Below are 20,228 nucleotides of genomic sequence, written 5' to 3' on the forward strand. Positions count from 1 at the left end.
GACATATGCACAACCGCACCACGAATCCCCATCTGAACGAATTCACACGAGTCCTGTTGGAACTGAGATGGGGAGACATGGATGCCTATGGCCACGTCAACAATGTCACCCAGCTGCGTCTGCTCGAAGAGGCACGCGTCCGCGCTCTGGGCTCACCGACGCACAGCACCGATGCACCCACGACTCCGGGTCAATCGGGAATTGCCGAGACAGTTTCGGGGATCACAATTCCGTCGATCTTCGCCGAGGCTTCGGAGACCACCGAGCTGCTCGTCGCCTCGCATGCGATCGAATATCGTCGTCCCATTCCCTACCGTGCAGGTCCCATTGCCATCGATCTCGTCATCAGCGAGGTCAAACCGGCCTCTGTGACGATCGGTTACAGCATCGCCGAACCCGATGGTTCGGTCGGCTATACGCTGGCAGAGACGGTCATCGTCTTTGTAGACAGGACGACCTCCCGACCGCGTCGCCTGACCCAGGAGGAGACAGCAGCAATGGAAGACGTCATTCGACCTGCCGTACCGATGCGGGGTGGCAACCGATGACTGAACTCGAGATCGCCGATCCGCTGGCGATGAAGGATCTGGCCGCGTTCACCTCCTTGGCACACCGGCTCGACCCTGACGGGGCTATGCGCTTGCATGTGTCATCGACCGTGCTCGTCGTCACCGTTGCGTCCCTGTATCCGCATGGCATCGGAGACTCCACACCGTTGGTCCTCGCGATGCGAATGCTGCGCCTGAGCGGACCGGAGATGGACGGCCTCGACGAGGTGGTTCCCCTGACCAACCTCAAGGACCGGTTCGCGCGCGCCGAAAATGCCACACGCCTGCCTGTGCCCCCGAACTCGGTGCTGGTGTCCTGGACCGGCATTGCCCCGCCGAGGGGACAGTGGGCTGTTCGCGACAGGATCTCCGGCAATGAGATTCGGTCCACCGCCGAGGCTGGTGTGGAAGAGATCAGCAGCGGAGCTCCCGAAGGCGCGGGATCACATGCTGTGAAGGCGCTGCGTTCGCGTGTGTGGTCGAAGCCGATGGCTGCTCATGATGGCACCGAGCTGCCCGGCGGGCTCGCGTTCGCCGCGAATGCACTGCGATTCGTACCCGAGACGGGGACCGCCTCGCCGGGGGAGTCCGAGGAATATGACGTCTTCGAGACGTCCGGCTGGCTGCGGATCTCGACACCGGGCGGTCATCTGCTGACCCGAGCGAAGTAGACCCAGCACAGCAGGTCTCCTCAGGTCATGAAGACTGCAGACATAAAGGCTGCAGATGTGAGATGCGGAGTGTTCTGCTCAGACCGGGTTGCTGTTGGTGTTGACCATGGCCGTGGCCGCACGCTGGAAATAGTCCCAGAAGATTTCGTCGTAGAGCGGCGCAAGTGCCACATCGTCGAGAGCTGCCCGCATCGAGGCTAACCACCGGTCACGCGCATCGAAGTCGACAGGGAAGGGGAAATGGCGCATCCGCAGGCGCGGGTGACCCCGTTCCTCCTGATAGGTCGTCGGCCCACCGAAGTACTGTTCTAAGAACATCTGGAGCCGATGCTTGGCTCCAGTGAGGTCGTGCCCCTCCGGGTACATGGCGATGAGCACCTCGTCTTGGTCGACATGCTCGTAGAAGACATCGACAAGACGGGTGAAGGTGGGATGGCCACCGACCGCTTCGAAGATGGTCTCGTTCGATGTCTGAGTCATGGTCAGCTCTCTCCGTCTGCGGCATCGGTGCCGGATTCATCAGTGGTCGACCGGATCTCGTCATCGCCGGGCAGCGGTGAGGGTCCATTGTCGGTCGTCTGCCGTGTCGTGTAGGTGGGCCGAGGCTCGTCCTCGGAGTTGCTGCTCGTGGTCGAATCCGTTGAGTCAGTCTCTCGAGGAAGCGTCCTGAGGACGGTCTCCTGAATGATCGGGATGGTGATCCCACGCCTGTCGAACTCATTCGTGAGTTCCGCGCGGAAGGCACGTTCGACCATCCACTGCAGATTGGGCTTCGTCTTGATCATCGTCCTGATGACCCTGTACTCGGCTGACAGAGACTGGACACCGGCGATTTCGGGGACTTCGAGCATCGCGGAGGCCACCTGCGAGTCCTTGGCCATTTCAGCGGTGACCGTCTCTGTGATCTCACGGTAGGTGTCCATCGAAGTGGAGTAGTTGACTGGGATCTCGAGCACGGCACGCGCCCAGCCCTGCGACAGGTTGCCGACTCGCATGATCTCGCCGTTGCGCACATGCCACAGTGTTCCCGTGAGATCACGGACTGCTGTCTTGCGCAGGCCGAAGTCCTCGACCTCGCCGACGGCTTCTCCCAGGTCCACGGTGTCGCCGATGCCGTACTGGTCCTCGATGACCATGAAGAATCCCGAGAGGTAGTCCCTGACGAGTTCCTGCGCGCCGAAGGCCAATGCCACACCGACAACACCTGCCGAGGCCAGAATGGGTGCGATGTTGAAGTTGAGCTGGTCGAGGATCATGAGGACTGCGACGGCGCTGATGAGGATCGTCGCCACAGACGAGAGCATCCGACCGACAGTCTTCGCACGCTGAGCACGGCGTTCGCGGATCGTCGCCGGGTCGATGCCCGTCCGCTGCGATTCCATGACCGTGGCCGAGAACTTGCCGTTCTCCGCAGCCTTCTGACTGCCGACGGTGCCTTTGGCCACGGCAGTGGAGAAGCGTCGGATGAAGTACCGCATCACCATGTTGAGCACGATGGCGATGACGATGATGATGAGGATCCTCAACGGAGCGTCGAGGAGAAAGTCCCAATCGATCTTGGGTGCGGACAACAGGTCGGTATTCAAAGCATCGAACGTCATGATGCCACGAGCCTAACGACCGAAGGTCAATGCGCCCTTGGAAGTGCTGGACACTTCCTGAGCATTCAGGGCCCGCTGGGCATCGGCAAGATTCTCACGCATCAGGCGCACGAGCCCCTTGGGCGCGGCAGGGTGATCGGCCAGCCAGCCCTCGGTGGCCTTGACCGTGTGCTCGCTGACCGGGGGGAACAGTCGCAGAGTCATGGTCTGTGCCATTTCGAGGGTGCGGGTCTCCCACCATCCGGAGACTCGTTGGAAGAACTCTGTGGAGAAGTTACACAAGGGCGCTTGTGAAGTGAGGATCTCACCCGTCTCGGTCTGCAGACCGGAGGCGAATCCCAGAGCGAGAGCGGCCAGTTCCGAATTCGGAAGCTCAGCCTCATCGAGGATGCGGGTGAAGGCCTCCGACTTCGCCGCCGAGGTGGGGCGAGCGCTGCGTGCCGTCGCTGCCTGGCGTGCTCCGGTGGCCGAAGGATCGGTCTTGGTCATGGCCGTGATCGCGGAATCATCGATCGCGTCGTGCGCCGCAAGAGCGATGATGAGCTCCCAGGTGAGATCGGTGTCGATGGTGATCCCGTGGACCAAGTCCCCGGACGCGTCCAACCAGGACTGGAGCTGTCCGAGCTGCTCCTGAGTCGTTGCGTGCTTGATGAAGCCGCGCAGGAACTGGAACGCCTGATCGGTGCCGCCGGGTACCGACCCGAGAAGCTCTGCGAATCGATCGGCGACAGCGGTATGAGCCTCTGCACGTGACTCCGGAGGCAGGTAGGACCCGACCGCGGTCTCGAGCTGACGCATCTGAGTGAGCAGACCCGAGGAGTGCGTGACTGCCGCACAGTCGTCGAGGACTGTGGCGATGTAGTCCTGTGCCGGGCGCTGTCCGTCGCGGACGGCGTCCCAGAGTGTGCCGAGGATGAGCAGCTGGGTCAGAGAATCATCGAAGTCGCCCAGTCGGGCGGCGGCGACGTCCATGCTCTCATGATCGAAGCGCACCTTCGCATACGTCAGGTCCTCGTCATTGACGATGATCACATCGGGCTTGGGCAGGCCGCGGGCCTCGTCGAGTGTCGTCGACTCGGCATCGATGTCGAGTGGGAAGCTGTGCGTGCGGACAAGGCGTCCCTGCCCGTTGTCGGAATAGAATCCGATGGACAGACGGTGGGGCCGCAGGGATGGCACCGGCTGCCCCTCGATGATCCACGGTCTCTGGGTCACACGAAGCTCGGTGACCACCTCGGCGTCGTTGTCCGTCTCGGTGTCGACTTCGGCTTCGATGAGGTTGACCCCGGATTCCTCGAGCCACAGCTTCGACCAGGAGGCCAGGTCCCGACCGCTGGTGGCCTCAAGTTCGCTGAGGAGGTCCGGCAGTTCTGTGTTCGACCACGCATGCTTGTCGAAATAGCGCCTGAGACCGGCGAAGAACTCCTCCCGACCGACCCATGCGACGAGCTGTTTGAGCACGGAGGCGCCCTTGGCGTAGGTGATGCCGTCGAAGTTGACCTCGACATCGGCGAGGTCTTCGATGCTCGCGACGATCGGGTGTGTGCTCGGCAGCTGGTCCTGGCGGTAGGCCCACGATTTCTCGATCGTGGCGAAGGTCGTCCACGCGTCGCTGTATTCGGTGGCCTCAGCGGTGGCCAGTGTGGACATGAATTCGGCGAAGGACTCATTGAGCCACAGGTCGTTCCACCACTTCATGGTGACCAGGTCCCCGAACCACATATGTGCCAGTTCGTGGAGCACTGTCACGGTCCTGCGCTCGACGAGGGCCTCGGTGGGCCTGGACCGGAAGACGTAGTTCTCCAAGATCGTCACGGCACCGGCGTTCTCCATCGCACCGGCATTGAACTCGGGAACGAAGAGCTGATCGTACTTCTCGAACGGGTAGGACACCCCGAATTCGCGTTCGTAGAATTCGAAGCCGGCGCGGGTGATGCCGAAGAGGTTCTCTGCGTCGAGATGCTCGAAGAGGGAATCACGGCAGTACAGCCCCAAGGGTACAGGGGAACCGTCGGAGGAGGTCAGTTCCGAATGCACGCTACGGTAGGGGCCGGCCACGATCGCTGTGATGTAGGACGAGATCGGAGTCGTCGGCGCGAACTGCCACACAGCAGTGTCGTCGACCGGAGCTTCGTCGAGTTCGGTGAAGACCTCACTGGGATCGCCGGGAGTCGGGGTGGGGGAGTTCGAGACGACCGTCCAGCGGGATGGAGCGACGACCGTGAAGGAGAACGGCGCTTTGAGGTCGGGTTGTTCGAACACGGGGAAGACACGTCTGGCGTCGGGGACCTCGAACTGTGAGTAGAGGTAGACCTCGTCGTCGATGGGATCGATGAACCGGTGCAGACCCTCACCGGTGTTCATGTAGGAGAAGTGCGCATCGATGGTGAGTTCGTTCTCTGCGGCAAGGCCAGGCAGAGTGATGCGTGAGGGGGAGAGGACCTCGGAGGTCTCGAGATCGAGTCCGTTGAGCCGGATGCGTTCGACGCTGGCTGTGATGGCATCGATGAAGGTCGTGGACTCCGGCGTTGCGGTGAAGCGGATGCGGGAGCGAACTCGGAAGCTCTCACCCACTCCCGTGAGAATCAGGGTGTTCTCGTAGCTCGAGACGTCGACGAGTGATGAACGTCTGCGAGCTTCCTCGCGGGTGAGGTTGTATTGGGGCACTTTGAGGTGACCTCCGCTTCGGGTCCGGGTGTACCTGGCCATTCTTTCATGGACGCATTCTTCTTCGGTGGCAAGGCTTGATAAATTGGCCTCGGAGATCGCGGGTGGTCCGCTGCTGCCCGCACCCAGCCTAATGAGGAGTGAAAATGAGCAGAGAGACACTTGACCTGTGGTTCGACACGGCCTGCCCGTGGGCGTGGATGACGTCGCGCTGGGGTCTGGAAGTCGCCAAGGTCCGTGACATCGATGTGAAGTTCCATGTCATGAGCCTGAACATCCTCAACCGGGACAAAGACATCCCCGCCGACTATCGAGCGCTCATGGATCGTGCTCTGGCACCCATGCGCATCGTCACCGCGGCCATCGCCGAACACGGCGAGGAGATCACCGAGCCCCTATACACGGCGATCGGAACCCGCATCCACCCAGGTGGAGAGAAGGACTTCGACAAGGCCGTCGCCGAGGCGTTGGATGAGGTCGGTCTGCCAGCTGACCTGATGAAATACGGCGAACGCGATGACTACGATGCGGCGCTGCAGGAGTCCCATGATGAAGCGCTGGCTCTCGTCGGCGACGATGTGGGCACACCCATCTGCCGAGTGGCCGGCACCGCCTTCTTCGGCCCGGTCGTCACACCGGCTCCGAAGGGTGAGGACGCAGGTCGTCTCTTCGACGGGGTTCTCGCTGTCGCCTCGACTCCAGGGTTCTTCGAGCTCAAACGCACCCGCAACCAGGGCCCGGTCTTCGACTGACTGACCCTCAGACACCACCGCACCATCACACGCACAGTCTTTCCCCGGCACCTCGTCCGGGACATCTCGAAGGAGTGACCATATGAAGGTTCATCTCGGCACGGACCACGCAGGATTCGAATTCAAAGAGACCCTCAAAGCCCACCTCGGCGATTCGGGTTTCGAGGTCGTCGACCACGGTGCCCACGAATACGACGCACTCGATGACTATCCCGCCTTCTGCATCGCTGCGGCCCAGGCCGTCGTTGATGATCAGGCGGCAGGCGTCGAGGCCCTCGGCGTCGTCATCGGCGGTTCGGGCAACGGTGAGCAGATCGCAGCGAACAAGGTCAAGGGGGCGCGGACGGCTCTCGCGTGGAACACCGATATCGCCAAGCTCGCTCGTGAGCACAACAATGCCCAGATCGTCTCGGTCGGGGCCAGGCAGCACACAGAGGCTGAGTCCATCGCCATCGTCGACGCGTTCTTGGCAGAACCGTTCTCCGGCGAAGAGCGCCACGAGCGTCGGATTCGGATCATGGACGCCTACGAGGCCGAAGGTCCCTCGGCGCTGTGAAGATCCGAGGTGCGGTGCTTCGCGAGATGGGGGCCGCCCGCCCCTATGCGAGAACTGAGCCGATGTCGATCGAGGAGCTCGAGCTCGATGGGCCCGGCCCCGGTGAGGTGCTCATCCGACTGAGCGCTGCCGGCGTCTGCCATTCCGACCTGTCCGTCGTCGACGGCAACCGTCCACGGCCCCTGCCGATGCTCCTCGGCCACGAAGGCGCGGGCATCGTCGAAGAACTCGGCGAAGGCGTCACCGACCTCGAGATCGGTGAGCAGGTCGTGACCGTGTTCCTGCCCCGCTGCGGCGAGTGTGCGAACTGCCGCACCGACGGCAAACTCCCGTGCACACCGGGAAGCGCCACGAATGGGGCCGGCACGCTCCCATTCGACGGACACAAGGTCCGACTCCACGACGATTCGGGCGCCGAGGTGCTCCATCATCTCGGTGCATCGGTCTTCGCCTCCCATGCCGTGCTCAACCGCGCCTCCGTCGTTCCGGTCGCCTCCGATGTTCCCGCGTCGATTGCGGCAGTGCTCGGCTGCGCGGTGCTCACCGGCGGTGGAGCGGTCCTCAACGCGGGATCTCCCGGACCCGAGGACGAGATCATGATCGTCGGTTTGGGCGGAGTCGGCATGGCCGCTCTGATCACGGCGCTGTCGATTGAGACTGCGGGTGTGATCGGCGTCGATGCGAATCCGGACAAACTGGTTCGAGCCAAGGAGCTGGGCGCGGTCGAGGTGTACACGCCCGAGCAGCTGGGGGAGCGGCGGGCACCGATCGTCATCGAATGCGTTGGTCATGCCCGCGCCTTCGAAACCGCGTTCTCGGCAACAGCTGTGGGTGGGAAGACCGTCACAGTGGGACTGCCCGCCCCCGATGCGCAGTCCCACATCACCCCTGTCACACTCACTGCCGAGGCACGCACCGTCATCGGTTCGTATCTGGGTTCCGCAGTGCCCAGTCGTGACATTCCCGTCTACGCGGATCTGTGGCGTCAGGGCAAGCTGCCGGTCGAAGAGCTGGTTTCGGACACGATCGGACTCGAGGACCTCAACGCGGCCTTCGACGCCCTCGCCGAGGGAACTGTCGTGCGGCAGGTCATCGACTTCCAGCGCTGAAGTCGATTGTGACAGCTGCCCTCAGTCGTCGGTGCTGAAGTCAGCGGGAATGTGCAGGATCCGGTCGTCGTCGGCGGCCGGATCCCCACGTCCGTCGGTATTGTTCGTCAGTAACCAGATCTCGCCTTCGGGTCCGGACACCACGTCGCGCAGTCGACCGAACTCGCCGGCATAGGCGACCTCAGCCTCGGCGAGGTCCGAGAGGGGCACGGTCCGCAGCACCTGGCCGCGAAGATTGGCGATGAGCAGGCGGTCATCACTGATGGCGATTCCACTCGGACTGGCCTCATCGGGCCGCCACTGCTGAACCGGGTCGATGAAATCACCCCCGTCGGCCCCATCCTCTGAGATTCCTTCGACCTCCGGCCAGCCGTAGTTGCCGCCGGGTTCGATGATGTTGAGCTCATCCCATGTGTCCTGACCGAACTCGCTGGCATACATCGTGCCATCGTCATCCCAGGCCAGCCCCTGAGGGTTCCGGTGCCCATAGGAGAAGACGAGTGAGTCGGGGAAGGGATTGTCCTCAGGCACCGTGCCGTCGGGCTTCATCCGAAGGATCGAGCCTGAGAGCGACTCGCGTTCCTGCGCGGAGTCCTGATTCCCTGCGTCACCGACCGTGGCATAGAGCATTCCGTCGGGACCGAACGCCAGACGCCCACCATTATGGAAGCCGGCCTTCGCGATGCCGTCGACGATCGTCTCCGGTGAGCCGAGCTCAACCCCGTCCGAGCCTGTCCTGAGGGGGAACCGTTGGATCCGGTTGTCCGACTCGGCGGTGAAGTACGCGAAGAGACTGTCCCCACGCACGCTCAGACCCAAGAGCCCGCCCTCACCAGAGGCGGACACGCCGGCGACCGTCGTGACCTCTCTGGGCTGTGCTGGGCGTTCGTCGTCGACTTCGAGGATGCGAGCGGAGTCTCTCTCACTGACCAACGCCGTGCCCTTGTAGAAGGCGATCGACCATGGAGCCTGAAGATTCGTCGCCACCTCCTCGGGGTCTGCGGTGGACCCGCGTTCCTCGCCGGTCGTGTCGCCGGCAGCTGATGTGGGCGACGACGAGGTAGCCGAGGGGGCAGGTGGACGATCGGAGCTGCAGCCGCTGAGAACCAGCGCCAGAATGAGCCCGGCAGCGCGGCTTCGATGATGAGTCGTCGTCGGAGATGTTCCCACCTGCGGGTTGGTGCGCCGTAGAGCTGGGGGTGAAGGACGCGAACTCAGGGGACTGCTGTCGTGGTCTCGGATCGACATGGGCGGCGTACCTTTCGGCCTCGGCAGTCTGCGACTCTGCTCTCCCATTGTCTCCCACACGCGCCCACGGTGTCTTCCGGCGGATCCGGGGTGTCTCCCAGGCAGGTCCGTGGCGTGAATACGAAGAAAGCCACCCGGACTTTGAGTCCGAGCGGCTTCACTATCGTCGGGATGACAGGATTTGAACCTGCGACCCTCTGTTCCCAAAACAGATGCGCTACCAAGCTGCGCCACATCCCGCGACGAAGACAATCTAACCACAGGCAGGGGGACAGATGCACATCGATTCGGCCTGATGGCGTGAATGGGATGCAGCTCACAGCTGTCGGTCACGGTCGCGTCGAGCGCTGTGACCCAGCTCATCTTCAATCGATTTGGCGGCCGGTGCGGATGTCGACTATAGTCGTTAACGCAACACGGGGATGTAGCTCAATGGTAGAGCCTCAGTCTTCCAAACTGATGGTGCGGGTTCGATTCCCGTCATCCCCTCCACCGTGTCGCCGCTGGTCACAGCGGCGACACAGTCATTTGTGGGGAAGAAACAACCACCCTCAATCACCCCAGCGTGACCTAAAATGACCTAACTCGACTGGCCGGGTTCGGAAAGTTCACGCCATGTCCACCGCGCACACAGCGTTCAACGTCACCGACCTCTACACCGGTCGCTCATTCACCTACGTTCCCGGCGACGGTCCATCTCTGGCCGCACTCTTCCCCGAAGCCACGGACAGCACCACCTATGCGCTCGAAACCGTCACCGACGCACTCGATGCCGGATACCTGCCCGACACCGACACCCTGGCATTCCTCACACTGGTCATCACCCCCGAAGACGGCACCGACGTTTGTGGGGGTGTGTTGTGACGGCGCGGGCAGTGTTCGGGGCGATTGACCGGTTGCCGTCGGGGCGGTTCCGGGTCCGCTATACCGCTCCCGACGGCACCCGCCATAAAGTGCCGGGCACGTTCGGCACCCGGCAAGAGGCCGAAGCTGTGCGCGTGCGGGTCCATGCCGAAGTGTTGGGCAACAACCCCGTCATCGCGAAGCCGTCGGCAATCACCGTCGGCCAGTACTTGGCCGACTACCTCGACCATGCTCGGGCGACGCTGCGTCCGCGCACCCTCGATCTGTACCGGCGTACCGCTGATTCGTGGATTCTGTGCCCGGTCGGGACGACGACTCCGGTCGATATCTCGACCGTGACCGTCCAAGCCCTGACCCCGGGATTCGTCCGCACCTGGTATGTCGCGCTGCTCGACGGCACCCGCGTTGCTGCTCTCGATCAGTCGGGCACGTCCCGACGCGGCCCGCATCCGGCCCGGGCCTGGGCTGTGAGCCACGGATTCGACGTGGCCCCGACCGGCAAGCTGCCCACCGATGTCCTCGACGCATGGACTGCCGCCGGTTCACCGGCCCCGACGATGCCGACCACGGCGGGGGAGTACCCGGGCCGGACCGCTGCTGCCGGTGCTTACCGACTGCTGCGGACCGTGCTCATGCAAGCTATGCGCGATGGTCTGATCACCGCGAACCCGGTCCACGTCAAAGGGGCGGGCACGGCCCCGCACCCCGAACGCCGACCCCTGACCGCCGGGCAAGTGGTGGCCCTGGCCGATGCGATGCCCGACCGCTACCGTGCCGCCGTGCTCATCGCCGCCTGGTCGGGACTGCGCCCCGGCGAAGCATTCGCCCTGCGCCGGGATGATCTCGACCTATCGGCGGCGACGGTCACAGTATCGCGGACGCTAGTCGAAGTTCCAGGTGATCCCGTCGCCTATGGTCCGCCGAAGTCCGCCGCTGGCCGACGCACCGTGAACCTGCCGCGTTCGATCCTGCCGGTCCTGGCCGACCACCTCGACCAGCACACCGGCACCGACCCCGATGCGCTGATGTTCACCACCGGCCACGGCAACCCCGTCACCGCGTCTACCCGGTCCGGGGTGATGCGTCGGGCACGACTGGCCATTGACCGGCCCGATATCGCTTGGCATCACCTGTGTCAAGCACCGGGTTTCGTAGAGGCTCCTTTTCTTGGTTTCCTAAGCAGCCGCGGGTTCAATCGCGGACTGGTTGATCCATTCCGAATGGACCTCGAACGGCGGGCGGTAGTCAATCGCTGAATGCAACCGTGTCTGGTTGTACCAGGCCACCCACTTCGACGTCTCCGCCATCACCTCGATCAACCCCGACCACACCTTCCGGTCAATCAACTCTGCCTTGTAGACCGAGTTCAGAGCCTCGGCCATGGCATTGTCGTACGAGTCTCCACGTGACCCCACCGACGCCACGACCTCGGATTCCGCCAGGGTCTCGCCGTAGCGAATCGATCGGAATTGAACGCCGCGGTCGCTGTGGTGGACAAGCCCGGAGACATCTTCACCTCCCCTATATTTCGCCGCCAGAGCCATCGTCAGAGCGTCCCTGGCCAGAGACTCCCGCATATGGTTCGTCACCTGCCAGCCGACGATCTCCCGGTGGAACACATCAAGGATGAACGTCGTGTACACCCACCCAGCAGACGTCGGAACATAGGTGATGTCAGCGACCCATAGACAATTGGGTGCCGGTCCTGCGAACTCACGCTCGACAAGATCATCCGGACACTCCTCAGCCCTAGCCGAAGCCGTCTTCGGACGCTTCCGCTTCCGCCGGATCCCGTCGATGCCCAACTGGCGCATCAACCGCTCCACCGTGCACCGAGCAACATGCCCGAACCGATCGGTGTACTCGCGGTTGATCGCCTTCCACATCTTCCGCACCCCGTAGCAGGAGTAGTTCGCCTCATAGACGTCCTGGATCACCACCATCAGCGCCTGATCCCGACGGGCCCTAGCCGATGGCTGACGCTTCTTGAACGCGTAATACGAGCTCACAGCAATCCGTGCCGCCGTCCTCTTCAGGGCGCGCACGATTGGCTCGACTCCGAACTCGTCGCGATGATCGTCGATGAAGGTGACGATTACTTTGATGGGCGGTCGAGCTCCGCCGCGAAGAAAGCCGAGGCACGGCGAAGAATCTCGTTTGCCCGTTTCGATTCAGCCAACTCAGCCCGCAACCTACGGTTCTCAGCCTCAAGATCAACGGAGTCCGCCGGCGTCGCTGTGCCCGAGTCTTTGTGCTTACGCACCCACACCCGCAGCGCTTCCTTGCTCACCCCGAGCTCTTTGGCTACACGGGCAATCGCTCCGTTTGCGGTGTTCGGATCCGCTTGAGCATGGATGACGAGCTCGACGGCACGAGCCTTGAGCTCGTCGGTGTACTTCACTGGCATGAGAGAATCTCCTTCTTCCAATCTCCCTGCCTCTATTATCCCCGGGGCGATTCACTCTGCGCAGTACCGGCTCGGTGACATGCTCATGCGGTGTGAAGCGGACTGTCGACAAGTTCGAGTTCCCCCGGCGTGTACTCAGGGACTGCTCGACAGCTCGCAAGTGAAGATATTTAAATATGTTCTAGTTTCTTCAATATTTTCGCTCGGGATCTATGTAGCTTCCACCAGCTGTAAGTTCCCGTGGCCGTGACCTTCCCCAGTTCTTCGAGACCAGGTAGATCTCGATCCTTCAGGGTCCTGTCGATTTCCTCTTTATCCTTTCCCTTCATCGATTCAACTAAAGAGTTAGCTTCTTCGACTCGCGTGTTCGAAAAAGGATGGGAAGACAGTTCTTCGTCTATATCTTTCAGTTGATTCTCCAAATCAGACTGAGAAGGATTTTTGAACATCAACGTATCCTACTTTCCGAAGACACACGCAGCGGCAGCTCGACCAAACGCACCGGCAATCGAAGCCCAGGTGCCCATCGACGCGATTCGGGCGATATCCGGTGCGCTCAGACCCAATCCAACCAAACATTTGACGATGAAATACGGCAGTGCGTGTGTTTCCACGGAGACCGGATAGTCGACTTCCCCTGCTTCTTCCTCACTGATAGTTTGCGCCAGTGTTCCATCGTGTATCTGGAACTCAGTTTGCACCTTTTCCCCGTTCGCATCTGTCGCCCTGGCTGCTGAGACTGCGAACTTGGTCTCTCCAGATTCGTCGACAATCGTGTCTCCCTTACCCGAGTCCACGAGTCTATCTCCGGCCTCTAAAGGGAGAGTATACGAAGCGGAATCGTTCTGTCCCTCTCCGCTGATGACGCCCGCGAGTTCGACACGGGACTGGCTGGTTGCGAACTGTTGGGAAGCCTCTGTGCTCGTTACTTCGCTGCCTGTCGCGATCCCTGGATTCAATGTCACCAGCAGGGTTGCTGATATCGCAGCAACCCCCGCAGTGGCCGTCCTTTTCATGCTTGGTCGTATAGCCAACATGATTGTCTCCTCTAGCTGAAAAACCTGCATAAACTATGTAATTTACATCACGCTACCAGGCTTGCTGTACAAGGAAAACAGGCGGTTATAAATGATTACAGCAAATGCATATATTAGCTACGATGCGATCAAGTTCCAGGTCAGGCTTTTCGGGAACGTGAGATAGGACGTTCTTCTTCACTGGTAATTACGATGGGTTGAATCAGCTGACATTATCTGTGGACCGCGCAGAGTGTCTTCACCGAGTATCTGTCCCCTGCGGTAGTGACGGTCGAGTTGGAGACGCCACACACCTCGCAGGTCGTGTAGGCCTTCGCTTCGGTGAGCCAGCTCGGGTGTCACCTATCCGTGTACCAGTCCCTAACCTCCGCGCAATACCGCCTCGGCGACATGCTCGTCGATGGTGGTGTGGAGCAGACTGTCGATAAGCTTGGAGAGTGCCGATCCAAAAACTTCTGCGGAGTGCCTCATGTCAAGATCCCCGGCAGATGGAACCTTGTCACGGTCGGAGAGCAGGAGTATGCTCAGTCGCCCAATTAGCCTTGCCTTTTGGATCTGGCCAGGCACGAGGATAGGAGAGTGAAATGCTCAAAGGTGACAGCACTCGACTGATGGGCGCTAAGCATCTCGTTCTGGCTGTGGCGGTCGTGGCCCTGGGAGTTTTGGGAGTAGCTGCCCCGGCTAGTGCTTCGGCTTCCCCATCGCATGAGCAGCAGGAAGTTGTTGCGTTAGATCCCTATGTTGCGGTCACTGAAGCCACGTGCAGAAATGGAGGCGGGTACCCGTTGAACGGTATATGCTTCGGCGGCCGCTGGGATGGAGCGATCATAATCGTATGAGCTTGCCAAGTGGAGAACTGCAAGTTGGTCGTCTATGCATCGATGGGTGGGTAACTCCACGCTTAGAGGCCGCGATTCGAGAGGCCGTACAACTAGCAAATGAGTCACCGGGTGACTACCTCGGGGTGGAGCATGTCATGCTTGCTCTTATTGCCCAAGGCGATTCTCCGACGCTGGTTGATCGCGTAGTTCCTGTCGAGACCGTTCGCGAATGGCGCGACGAACTGAGCAAGGTGATTGCCTCAACGAAGCCAGAGATAGCTTCCGATTCGATCAATGTCAGTGTTGAACGTGAGTAATGCGAAATCGAGAAACCACGGCCACTATCAAAACGCAGAGTGGGCGAACGCTTCGGGACTCAAGCCCGACCACTTCGTCATGACGCCGTGAACCGGAGTGCCTCAGGTCAAGACCCCCGGCTAACCAGGGCCGTGCCTCACCTAATTTTCCCCCTGTGGGTTGTGCAGAGAGTCTTCACCCAGGAAGGGCCGCTCGTAGTGACAGTCGAGTCAGAGACGCCACACACCTCGCAGGTCGTGTAGGCCTTCGCTTCGGCTGCATCGACGAGTTTGTCCACACGTTCTCGGTTGTCGTCATTGACGCTCATCTGGTCGTAGTAGAACCGTAGGCCCCCGAACTTCTCCTTGATCTGATCGACTTTGTATCCAGGTTCGATGCTGCCAATCTTGTTATCGAGATCGAGAATGAGCGGGTACCAGCCTGACTGGCACTCCGGATAGATCCTTCGGCGTTCATAGAACTGAACCATCTGGTCTTCGTCCAACAGTCCTCCGATCACTTGCTTCTACGAAACAGCCGGCGCAAGAACGAACCGCCGGCCGCCGACTCTGACCGGGCAGGCTTGTCCACGGTCATACCGTTGTGGTCGACGTGCTCGGTCACGTCTGAACCTGACCGGTCAGCCCGGTCTCGAGGCCCGGCTTCGAGCATCCGCATGGCCGTACGGACGTCATCAAGATTGTTCTGCAGGGTACTCACATGGGTACGCAGATGCTCAACCTCACGTTGCTCAGTGAGTAACTTTTGCTCAAGGTCGTGGAGGGCTTTCACCTGCGACGATGATCTTTGACCATAGTCACGACCATGGTCATTCTCGGCGTGAGTAAGGTCGGTGACTACCCCTTGACCATGGTCAGGTGGAGACGGTTGACCAGGGTTGAGACCGGCCGCAATGAGATCAGTGACCGGAATCGTCCAGGCGCCCCGGGCACCCTGGACCGCATTGGGCAGAGACCCGTCCTTGAGGCGGCGACGTATCGTGGCCGGAGAGACCCCGCACTCACGCGCAGCCTGTTGCACGCTCCAGGACGGTCGCGGCGATCCTGCTGTCGTCATTGGTCGTGGGCTTCGAGCTCGTCGCGTCGACGCCGTTGAAATGGCGAGAGCAGTTCGGGCGGCATCCGCCGCACCTTCATGTCTTCGAGTGCCTGGATATCCTCGGGCGTGACGTGGATGTTCATGTGCCCACGACCAGCGGTGAGCGCCAGCTTCTCCGAGGCGACGGGAGTGCCTGTCTCGCCGCAGGCCGGGCACTCCCATCGGACAGAGGTGCCGCCGTTGACGGGGAGAACGAGAACGTCCATGAGCTTCCCCGACAGGTACTCTTTCCGCAGTTTCGCCCACTCGCTGGCCCACGCTTTTTTCTTCTGCCCGTAGGTGCTCATGATTCGTCCTCGGGCTGGTCTTTGAGAGCGTTGTGAACGGTGCCAACGGAGCAACCGACCTCGTTGGCGATCGTACGCATCGACAGACCTGTCTCGCGCAGCTCACGAATCCGCAATCGCCGCTGTTCCGCGCGGCTTAGATAGACCTCACGAGGGTCCGATGTCCACCTCTTAATCGTGCGTGGGTCCACACCAGCACGTTCTGCCAGCTCACGGATAGTCAGCCCATTACGGGGGATTCGCTCACGAGTGGCCATTGCTGATTGCCTCCATAATGCGCTGGCGGGTGGCCGCGCGGCGAGCTTCGCCACTGGCAATGCGGGATCGATGTTTGTTGCGCTGACGGGAATATACAACTTTGTTCCTCACACTGTGGCGAGGCAATCTGCTTATGCCCCTGATGAGCAGAGTGGGGTTGTACAGTTTGCGTTCGCTCCGAAAAATATCTACAGGGCAATTCGGGAGTACTTCGACACCGATATCACGGGAGCGATTGAATCGATTGTGAGTGGACCATCGCGTATTGTCATTGCTTCGGCAGAAAACGCCGACCAGCAACGAGCTCTTGCGGAGAAGCTCTCTGCACCTTACGAACTTGTCGAGGATTCGTCTCATCGGTCGATCATCGGCTATCAGTCACATTCGAAGAATGTCGCGGCCATCGTGAGAGAAGTCGTCAGTGGAATCTAAAATTGTGAGCACTGCGCTTGGCATCGCTGCGATCGGGGCCATCGGGGCCCACATTGCAGCTACAACATTGCAAAATACACCAGATTCTTACAACCTGGATATGCGTCCCTACGTGGGTGGGTGGTCCGTGCCAGGCTGGAGGTTTTTCGCGCCCAACCCGGGCAACCAGAACGTACACCTTCTGGTGCGTACTCGGGACGCTGAAGGGACACTGGTCAGCGATTGGAAAGATGTCACCCCACCCGTCCATCACAGTGTTTTTAATGTCCTCATCAATCCACGAAGTCGCGGCCCGAAAGCGCTCTTCGACGCGATGCAACAGTTGACAGTGATGCGAGACAATTACGCGGGACTCGACTGGATCTTCAAAAGTCTCCCCTATGAATTGGTCGCAGATACCTGCCGGGGGCTGATAAAAGACTCTGTTGGTCCACGATTTCAATACCTACTGATGAATTATGTCCCATCGGCGCCCGAAAGCGAACGTATGCAACCGATCCTCGTCTCGCAGTGGCTAGCCATCAATACTGAGGGGGCGGCAGGATGACAGCCGATGTCGGAGAATATGGCGTCTACGACGGTGCTGAGGTGCATCTGCACATTACAGGCTCGATCGGAGCCGCGCTCGTTCCTTGGTGGATTCACTGGTTCAGACATATCAATAGAAACGTCGTGGTGAACGCTTCAATCTCTCGAAGTGCCTCGCGTTTCGTGACGAAAGACGCGATCGTAGGTCTGTGCAACGGACAGGTATGGGAAGACGAGTGGGACGATGCTAAGAGTGAAGACTGGAGGCAAGGACGCACTGGAGACTCAGACTGTATTGTTGTCTTCCCTGCCAGCTTAGATACCGTAATGCGACTGGCACAGGGACGCAGCGACTCGCCAGCTTTGATGATGATGCAGGTCACCCATCTGCCGATCATCCTGTGCGAAGCTTTACCCGTGATCAACTCTGTCATCGAGCATTGGCGAAATATTTTACTTGAACGGCCGAATGTGACTACCGCTCCGCCCGTCGTCGGGACCAAGGCCACGGACCGCGACTCTCAAGAGACTGGATTCAACCTCCCGGGTGCCATTGAAATGGCAAACGAGCTTATTAGCGCAACACGTGAAGGTGACTGCGGTGAATGAAGTCAACGTCCGGCTACTTGCACATCTTCATAGTCATGGTTTGCTTCAGCACGTTGGTTCGTACCCAGTGGGACACATTTTGTCACAACGAAACATTCAGGATGGTGGAACAGTCGCTTTATGATCGAACTCAATAACGTCAGTGTGTTTGCGGGCGAGGTGCCTCTGTTGAGACCCACCACAGTCTCAGTATCACAAGCAGAGGCTCTGGTGATTCGTGGTCACAACGGTTCTGGTAAGTCAACGTTGCTTCGTTTACTCGCAGGAGCCCTGCCTCCTACAGATGGTGAGGTTTTGATCAATGGCAGCGTGCCGGATACGAGAAGTCGAGCTTTTCGCCGCACGGTCGCTGCCATGATCGGCCTTCCCCCGATGTCCTCGGACCTCACTGTCCGCGACCATGTCGCACTTGTGTCGACCACGTGGTTCCCGCGGTCTGCAGATGCTGACGATGTTGCATCCAGCGTCCTCGACAAGCTCGGACTATCACAACTCTCCTTGCGTTTTCCTCATGAACTTTCGTCCGGACAACTCCAATTGTTCGGATTGAGTCTTGTGCTTGCGCGACCGTTCGACGTTCTGATCGTCGATGAACCCGAGCAACGACTTGATGATGAGCGCTTGGGTATTGTGTCTCATGTTCTTCAGGCACTGAGAAACGATGGCGTCACCGTTGTGGTGGCCACGCACAGCTCTCATCTGGCTGATGACCTGGGAGACCGTGTCCTCAGTCTGGATGTAACGACGTGAGGTCGCAGTACTCCGCGGCGATGTCGATCTGGAGAAACAGGACGGTTGACAGCGACCACCCCGAACCTCGGCGCGACGTGGGGTTCATTATCTACGCTGTGATTCTGCTGTCTGTTATTTGTCTAGTACCAATAATTCGCCTTTTATTCTTATTCCTGGTTTCACCTTCTGCCAGTTCAGTTCTCGCTTCACCAGTGGCAGAACGAACGGCGTTCGCAGTTGCTGTGATTGTTTGCGTGACAGCTCTTTGGGGTGGCCGGTTTCAGGGCCCCGCGACCTTGCCCCCGTTTCTCACATATGCTCTGGCCGGTAGTGATATTCCTCGACTCTTAACGTATCGGCGTCCGCTTTTAATCGCGGCGTCGTGGGTGTTGGGGATGTTGACAGCGGCGTCTATTCTGGTCGCCGCCAGTATGTGGACGACTGACATCATCTTTGCCCTGGACGCGGCGCTGGTCGTGGTGTCTTGGATCTGCACGGCCACCGTCGTCTTTTGTCTTTGGGTCACGAGCCAAACTTTTCCGCGAGCTTCCGCTGTGTCCGCCATTGCATTACTGGTGGTGGGCGGTTGTGTTCTGTTCGTCCCTGGCCTGTGGCAGGAATGGCCGGCCGAAATTTTGTCCAGTCGCCCAGGAACGGTCACCGCGTTGATAACTTGGGCAGCGCTTGCTGTGGCCGGAGTATGTTGCTTACCTCGCATGCTTGAGACTCAGCGATTTGATGATCTGCTCAAACGCTCTATCCGCTTGGCGCAGGCACAAGCGCAGGTGTTTATCATGGAGTTTGGCCAGGCTTCCTCAATCTATCGGGAGCCTCCACGGTTGCTTCGGAGACTGAAAGCGGTGCGGCCGTCGCGACACGTCTGGATCACCATCGCCAGAAGTGATTTGTACGCGTCACCGAGAAGTCCCATCCGACTATTGACCAGCCTTGTGTGCGTCTTAGGTGCCGGCTTGCTCGTGGGGTTGGGGTCGTCGCTGGGACCTTTAGCTGCTCTACTCGGACTCGGTGCCGGGGCGTTGAGCTATATGGGCGTAGGCCCCCTTGCCGATGGCCTTCGGCATGGTGCTGCTCAGGTCTCGGATCTTCCTCTGTACGGTATCAGTGATCGTTTTCTCATTAGTGTTCATGCGATCTTTCCGATCGTGGTCAGTGGTGTCGTCACCACGATCGGTGGTCTGATCGGTGTGCAGCTGACTAGCGGATCGATTCTTCAGGTATTAGTGTCATCGGTCGGTTTGTCAGTCCTGACAGTTGCTTCCATACTCATGAGCGCATTGAAAGGTCCGATGCCGGTCCAATTCCTCACGTCGGTTCCTTCGCCGATGGGAGATCCGATGGTGCTGACGAGAGCGATGTGGGCCCTCGACGGTTTACTTACAGCTATAGCTGCAGGTATGGCTGTGGCAGCGCTGCCGACGGCTCCTGCTCTGACGGTCGTAGTCGCAGGCATTCCCTTGGTCCTCATTTTGCGTCGATGGCGCTATCGCGGTTAATGTCCCAGATCTAGCGTCGCATGAATGGTTGCTGGCCTCCTTAAATCGTGACTTCAATGCGCCGTGGACCCGTGCGAGGAAAACTCAACGCATGTTTGTCCGCAATTCATTTCGGAGCGTCATGCTGGGGTGCATGGTCACCCTTGGCACTTGGAATCTCGAGAACCTTTT

At 60.1% G+C, this 20,228-nt stretch carries 23 protein-coding genes, 2 tRNA genes and 1 other annotated feature; of the genes, 14 read left to right on the forward strand and 11 right to left on the reverse strand.

Going from position 1 to position 20,228, the window contains the following annotated elements; all coding sequences use genetic code 11:
* Positions 1 to 77 precede the first annotated feature (77 nt).
* The gene (locus tag CXR25_RS08720) at positions 78 to 548 is read left to right on the forward strand and encodes an acyl-CoA thioesterase (RefSeq protein ID WP_338027639.1); all 471 of its coding nucleotides are present in this window, start codon (positions 78 to 80) and stop codon (positions 546 to 548) included.
* Positions 545 to 1,219, forward strand: a complete 675-nt coding sequence (locus tag CXR25_RS08725; RefSeq protein ID WP_114384726.1) for a DUF8185 domain-containing protein — start codon at positions 545 to 547, stop codon at positions 1,217 to 1,219. Before CXR25_RS08720 ends, CXR25_RS08725 begins: the two co-directional genes overlap by 4 nt.
* Before the next feature lie 78 nt (positions 1,220 to 1,297).
* Here the strand turns inward: CXR25_RS08725 and CXR25_RS08730 are convergent, their stop codons facing one another.
* Genes CXR25_RS08730 through pepN form a run of 3 tightly spaced genes read right to left on the reverse strand, consistent with a single transcriptional unit; the run spans position 1,298 to position 5,529 of the window.
* Entirely contained in the window at positions 1,298 to 1,699 is a 402-nt protein-coding gene (locus CXR25_RS08730; protein WP_009884072.1) for a globin, read from the reverse strand.
* A 2-nt stretch (positions 1,700 to 1,701) separates the two neighbouring features.
* Entirely contained in the window at positions 1,702 to 2,820 is a 1,119-nt protein-coding gene (locus tag CXR25_RS08735; RefSeq protein WP_241212405.1) for a mechanosensitive ion channel family protein, read from the reverse strand.
* 12 nt (positions 2,821 to 2,832) lie between these two features.
* The gene (pepN, locus tag CXR25_RS08740; protein WP_114384727.1) at positions 2,833 to 5,529 is read right to left on the reverse strand and encodes an aminopeptidase N; all 2,697 of its coding nucleotides are present in this window, start codon (positions 5,527 to 5,529) and stop codon (positions 2,833 to 2,835) included.
* A 104-nt stretch (positions 5,530 to 5,633) separates the two neighbouring features.
* Between pepN and CXR25_RS08745 the strand changes: the two genes are divergently transcribed.
* The 3 genes from CXR25_RS08745 (at position 5,634) to CXR25_RS08755 (ending at position 7,904) form a co-directional block, all read left to right on the forward strand.
* Entirely contained in the window at positions 5,634 to 6,239 is a 606-nt protein-coding gene (locus CXR25_RS08745; RefSeq protein ID WP_069600058.1) for a mycothiol-dependent nitroreductase Rv2466c family protein, read from the forward strand.
* An 82-nt stretch (positions 6,240 to 6,321) separates the two neighbouring features.
* Positions 6,322 to 6,795, forward strand: a complete 474-nt coding sequence (locus CXR25_RS08750) for a ribose-5-phosphate isomerase (RefSeq protein WP_069600059.1) — start codon at positions 6,322 to 6,324, stop codon at positions 6,793 to 6,795.
* Complete coding sequence (locus CXR25_RS08755; protein WP_096146453.1) at positions 6,792 to 7,904, forward strand: alcohol dehydrogenase catalytic domain-containing protein; 1,113 nt, start codon at positions 6,792 to 6,794, stop codon at positions 7,902 to 7,904. The genes CXR25_RS08750 and CXR25_RS08755 overlap by 4 nt, the downstream gene beginning before the upstream one ends.
* Positions 7,905 to 7,925: 21 nt before the next feature.
* On the opposite strand, the gene CXR25_RS08760 is transcribed toward CXR25_RS08755, so the two are convergent.
* Both CXR25_RS08760 and CXR25_RS08765 read right to left on the reverse strand, forming a co-directional pair.
* The gene (locus CXR25_RS08760) at positions 7,926 to 9,074 is read right to left on the reverse strand and encodes a PQQ-dependent sugar dehydrogenase (protein ID WP_069601335.1); all 1,149 of its coding nucleotides are present in this window, start codon (positions 9,072 to 9,074) and stop codon (positions 7,926 to 7,928) included.
* Positions 9,075 to 9,318: 244 nt separating this feature from the next.
* Positions 9,319 to 9,392 (reverse strand) — tRNA-Pro (locus CXR25_RS08765).
* A 178-nt stretch (positions 9,393 to 9,570) separates the two neighbouring features.
* Here CXR25_RS08765 and CXR25_RS08770 point away from each other — a divergent pair.
* The 3 genes from CXR25_RS08770 to CXR25_RS08780 all read left to right on the forward strand — a co-directional run bounded on the left by CXR25_RS08770 (position 9,571) and on the right by CXR25_RS08780 (position 11,272).
* Positions 9,571 to 9,644 (forward strand) — tRNA-Gly (locus tag CXR25_RS08770).
* 123 nt (positions 9,645 to 9,767) lie between these two features.
* Positions 9,768 to 10,016 carry a hypothetical protein gene (locus CXR25_RS08775; RefSeq protein WP_114384728.1) on the forward strand — a complete coding sequence of 83 codons (249 nt, stop codon included), beginning with the start codon at positions 9,768 to 9,770 and terminating at the stop codon, positions 10,014 to 10,016.
* 11 nt (positions 10,017 to 10,027) lie between these two features.
* Positions 10,028 to 11,272, forward strand: a complete 1,245-nt coding sequence (locus tag CXR25_RS08780; RefSeq protein WP_241212406.1) for a site-specific integrase — start codon at positions 10,028 to 10,030, stop codon at positions 11,270 to 11,272.
* On the opposite strand, the gene CXR25_RS08785 is transcribed toward CXR25_RS08780, so the two are convergent.
* From CXR25_RS08785 to CXR25_RS08800, 3 genes are all read right to left on the reverse strand, one after another.
* Complete coding sequence (locus CXR25_RS08785; RefSeq protein ID WP_125178124.1) at positions 11,192 to 12,187, reverse strand: IS3 family transposase; 996 nt, start codon at positions 12,185 to 12,187, stop codon at positions 11,192 to 11,194. The genes CXR25_RS08780 and CXR25_RS08785 overlap by 81 nt on opposite strands.
* Positions 12,023 to 12,151: a sequence feature (AL1L pseudoknot), on the reverse strand. (Overlaps the previous gene by 129 nt.)
* Positions 12,112 to 12,423 carry a transposase gene (locus CXR25_RS08790; protein WP_009883477.1) on the reverse strand — a complete coding sequence of 104 codons (312 nt, stop codon included), beginning with the start codon at positions 12,421 to 12,423 and terminating at the stop codon, positions 12,112 to 12,114. Before CXR25_RS08790 ends, CXR25_RS08785 begins: the two co-directional genes overlap by 76 nt.
* A gap of 458 nt (positions 12,424 to 12,881) precedes the next feature.
* Entirely contained in the window at positions 12,882 to 13,439 is a 558-nt protein-coding gene (locus CXR25_RS08800; protein WP_125178125.1) for a hypothetical protein, read from the reverse strand.
* 856 nt (positions 13,440 to 14,295) lie between these two features.
* Here CXR25_RS08800 and CXR25_RS08805 point away from each other — a divergent pair.
* Positions 14,296 to 14,598, forward strand: a complete 303-nt coding sequence (locus CXR25_RS08805) for a Clp protease N-terminal domain-containing protein (protein WP_125178126.1) — start codon at positions 14,296 to 14,298, stop codon at positions 14,596 to 14,598.
* 137 nt (positions 14,599 to 14,735) lie between these two features.
* Here CXR25_RS08805 and CXR25_RS08810 read toward each other — a convergent pair whose 3' ends face one another.
* From CXR25_RS08810 to CXR25_RS19365, 3 genes are all read right to left on the reverse strand, one after another.
* Positions 14,736 to 15,083 carry a hypothetical protein gene (locus CXR25_RS08810; protein ID WP_125178127.1) on the reverse strand — a complete coding sequence of 116 codons (348 nt, stop codon included), beginning with the start codon at positions 15,081 to 15,083 and terminating at the stop codon, positions 14,736 to 14,738.
* Positions 15,084 to 15,651: 568 nt separating this feature from the next.
* Complete coding sequence (locus tag CXR25_RS08815) at positions 15,652 to 15,984, reverse strand: hypothetical protein (protein ID WP_009885501.1); 333 nt, start codon at positions 15,982 to 15,984, stop codon at positions 15,652 to 15,654.
* On the reverse strand, positions 15,981 to 16,241 hold the full coding sequence (locus CXR25_RS19365) for a helix-turn-helix domain-containing protein (protein ID WP_081448679.1): 261 nt from the start codon (positions 16,239 to 16,241) through the stop codon (positions 15,981 to 15,983). The genes CXR25_RS08815 and CXR25_RS19365 overlap by 4 nt, the downstream gene beginning before the upstream one ends.
* Between CXR25_RS19365 and CXR25_RS18635 the strand changes: the two genes are divergently transcribed.
* The 5 genes from CXR25_RS18635 to CXR25_RS08845 all read left to right on the forward strand — a co-directional run bounded on the left by CXR25_RS18635 (position 16,234) and on the right by CXR25_RS08845 (position 20,057).
* Positions 16,234 to 16,674, forward strand: a complete 441-nt coding sequence (locus tag CXR25_RS18635) for a hypothetical protein (RefSeq protein WP_127362990.1) — start codon at positions 16,234 to 16,236, stop codon at positions 16,672 to 16,674. The two genes, CXR25_RS19365 and CXR25_RS18635, sit on opposite strands and share 8 nt — an antisense overlap.
* A complete protein-coding gene (locus tag CXR25_RS08830; RefSeq protein ID WP_114385254.1) occupies positions 16,664 to 17,221 on the forward strand; it encodes a DUF5819 family protein in 558 nt (185 codons plus the stop codon). The genes CXR25_RS18635 and CXR25_RS08830 overlap by 11 nt, the downstream gene beginning before the upstream one ends.
* Positions 17,218 to 17,811 (forward strand): CypD family RiPP peptide-cysteine decarboxylase, encoded by a 594-nt coding sequence (locus CXR25_RS08835; protein ID WP_114385253.1) that lies wholly within the window; start codon positions 17,218 to 17,220, stop codon positions 17,809 to 17,811. Before CXR25_RS08830 ends, CXR25_RS08835 begins: the two co-directional genes overlap by 4 nt.
* Positions 17,812 to 17,931: 120 nt before the next feature.
* Positions 17,932 to 18,561: an ABC transporter ATP-binding protein gene (locus CXR25_RS08840; RefSeq protein WP_101621248.1), complete on the forward strand. Its 630-nt coding sequence runs from the start codon at positions 17,932 to 17,934 to the stop codon at positions 18,559 to 18,561.
* 98 nt (positions 18,562 to 18,659) lie between these two features.
* The gene (locus tag CXR25_RS08845) at positions 18,660 to 20,057 is read left to right on the forward strand and encodes a hypothetical protein (RefSeq protein ID WP_125178129.1); all 1,398 of its coding nucleotides are present in this window, start codon (positions 18,660 to 18,662) and stop codon (positions 20,055 to 20,057) included.
* The last annotated feature ends 171 nt before the right edge of the window (positions 20,058 to 20,228 follow it).

Source organism: Brevibacterium aurantiacum (assembly GCF_003932995.1).
In the GTDB taxonomy this organism is placed as follows: domain Bacteria; phylum Actinomycetota; class Actinomycetes; order Actinomycetales; family Brevibacteriaceae; genus Brevibacterium; species Brevibacterium aurantiacum.

Bases quoted from the DNA above. Each gene is read 5' to 3' on its own strand.
- CXR25_RS08720 (WP_338027639.1), top strand. From the start codon at position 78: ATGGATGCCTATGGCCACGTCAACAATGTCACCCAGCTGCGTCTGCTC.
- CXR25_RS08725 (WP_114384726.1), top strand. From the start codon at position 545: ATGACTGAACTCGAGATCGCCGATCCGCTGGCGATGAAGGATCTGGCC.
- CXR25_RS08730 (WP_009884072.1), bottom strand. From the start codon at position 1,699: ATGACTCAGACATCGAACGAGACCATCTTCGAAGCGGTCGGTGGCCAT.
- CXR25_RS08735 (WP_241212405.1), bottom strand. From the start codon at position 2,820: ATGACGTTCGATGCTTTGAATACCGACCTGTTGTCCGCACCCAAGATC.
- pepN (WP_114384727.1), bottom strand. From the start codon at position 5,529: ATGGCCAGGTACACCCGGACCCGAAGCGGAGGTCACCTCAAAGTGCCC.
- CXR25_RS08745 (WP_069600058.1), top strand. From the start codon at position 5,634: ATGAGCAGAGAGACACTTGACCTGTGGTTCGACACGGCCTGCCCGTGG.
- CXR25_RS08750 (WP_069600059.1), top strand. From the start codon at position 6,322: ATGAAGGTTCATCTCGGCACGGACCACGCAGGATTCGAATTCAAAGAG.
- CXR25_RS08775 (WP_114384728.1), top strand. From the start codon at position 9,768: ATGTCCACCGCGCACACAGCGTTCAACGTCACCGACCTCTACACCGGT.
- CXR25_RS08790 (WP_009883477.1), bottom strand. From the start codon at position 12,423: ATGCCAGTGAAGTACACCGACGAGCTCAAGGCTCGTGCCGTCGAGCTC.
- CXR25_RS08800 (WP_125178125.1), bottom strand. From the start codon at position 13,439: ATGAAAAGGACGGCCACTGCGGGGGTTGCTGCGATATCAGCAACCCTG.
- CXR25_RS08805 (WP_125178126.1), top strand. From the start codon at position 14,296: ATGAGCTTGCCAAGTGGAGAACTGCAAGTTGGTCGTCTATGCATCGAT.
- CXR25_RS08815 (WP_009885501.1), bottom strand. From the start codon at position 15,984: ATGAGCACCTACGGGCAGAAGAAAAAAGCGTGGGCCAGCGAGTGGGCG.
- CXR25_RS19365 (WP_081448679.1), bottom strand. From the start codon at position 16,241: ATGGCCACTCGTGAGCGAATCCCCCGTAATGGGCTGACTATCCGTGAG.
- CXR25_RS08835 (WP_114385253.1), top strand. From the start codon at position 17,218: ATGACAGCCGATGTCGGAGAATATGGCGTCTACGACGGTGCTGAGGTG.
- CXR25_RS08840 (WP_101621248.1), top strand. From the start codon at position 17,932: ATGATCGAACTCAATAACGTCAGTGTGTTTGCGGGCGAGGTGCCTCTG.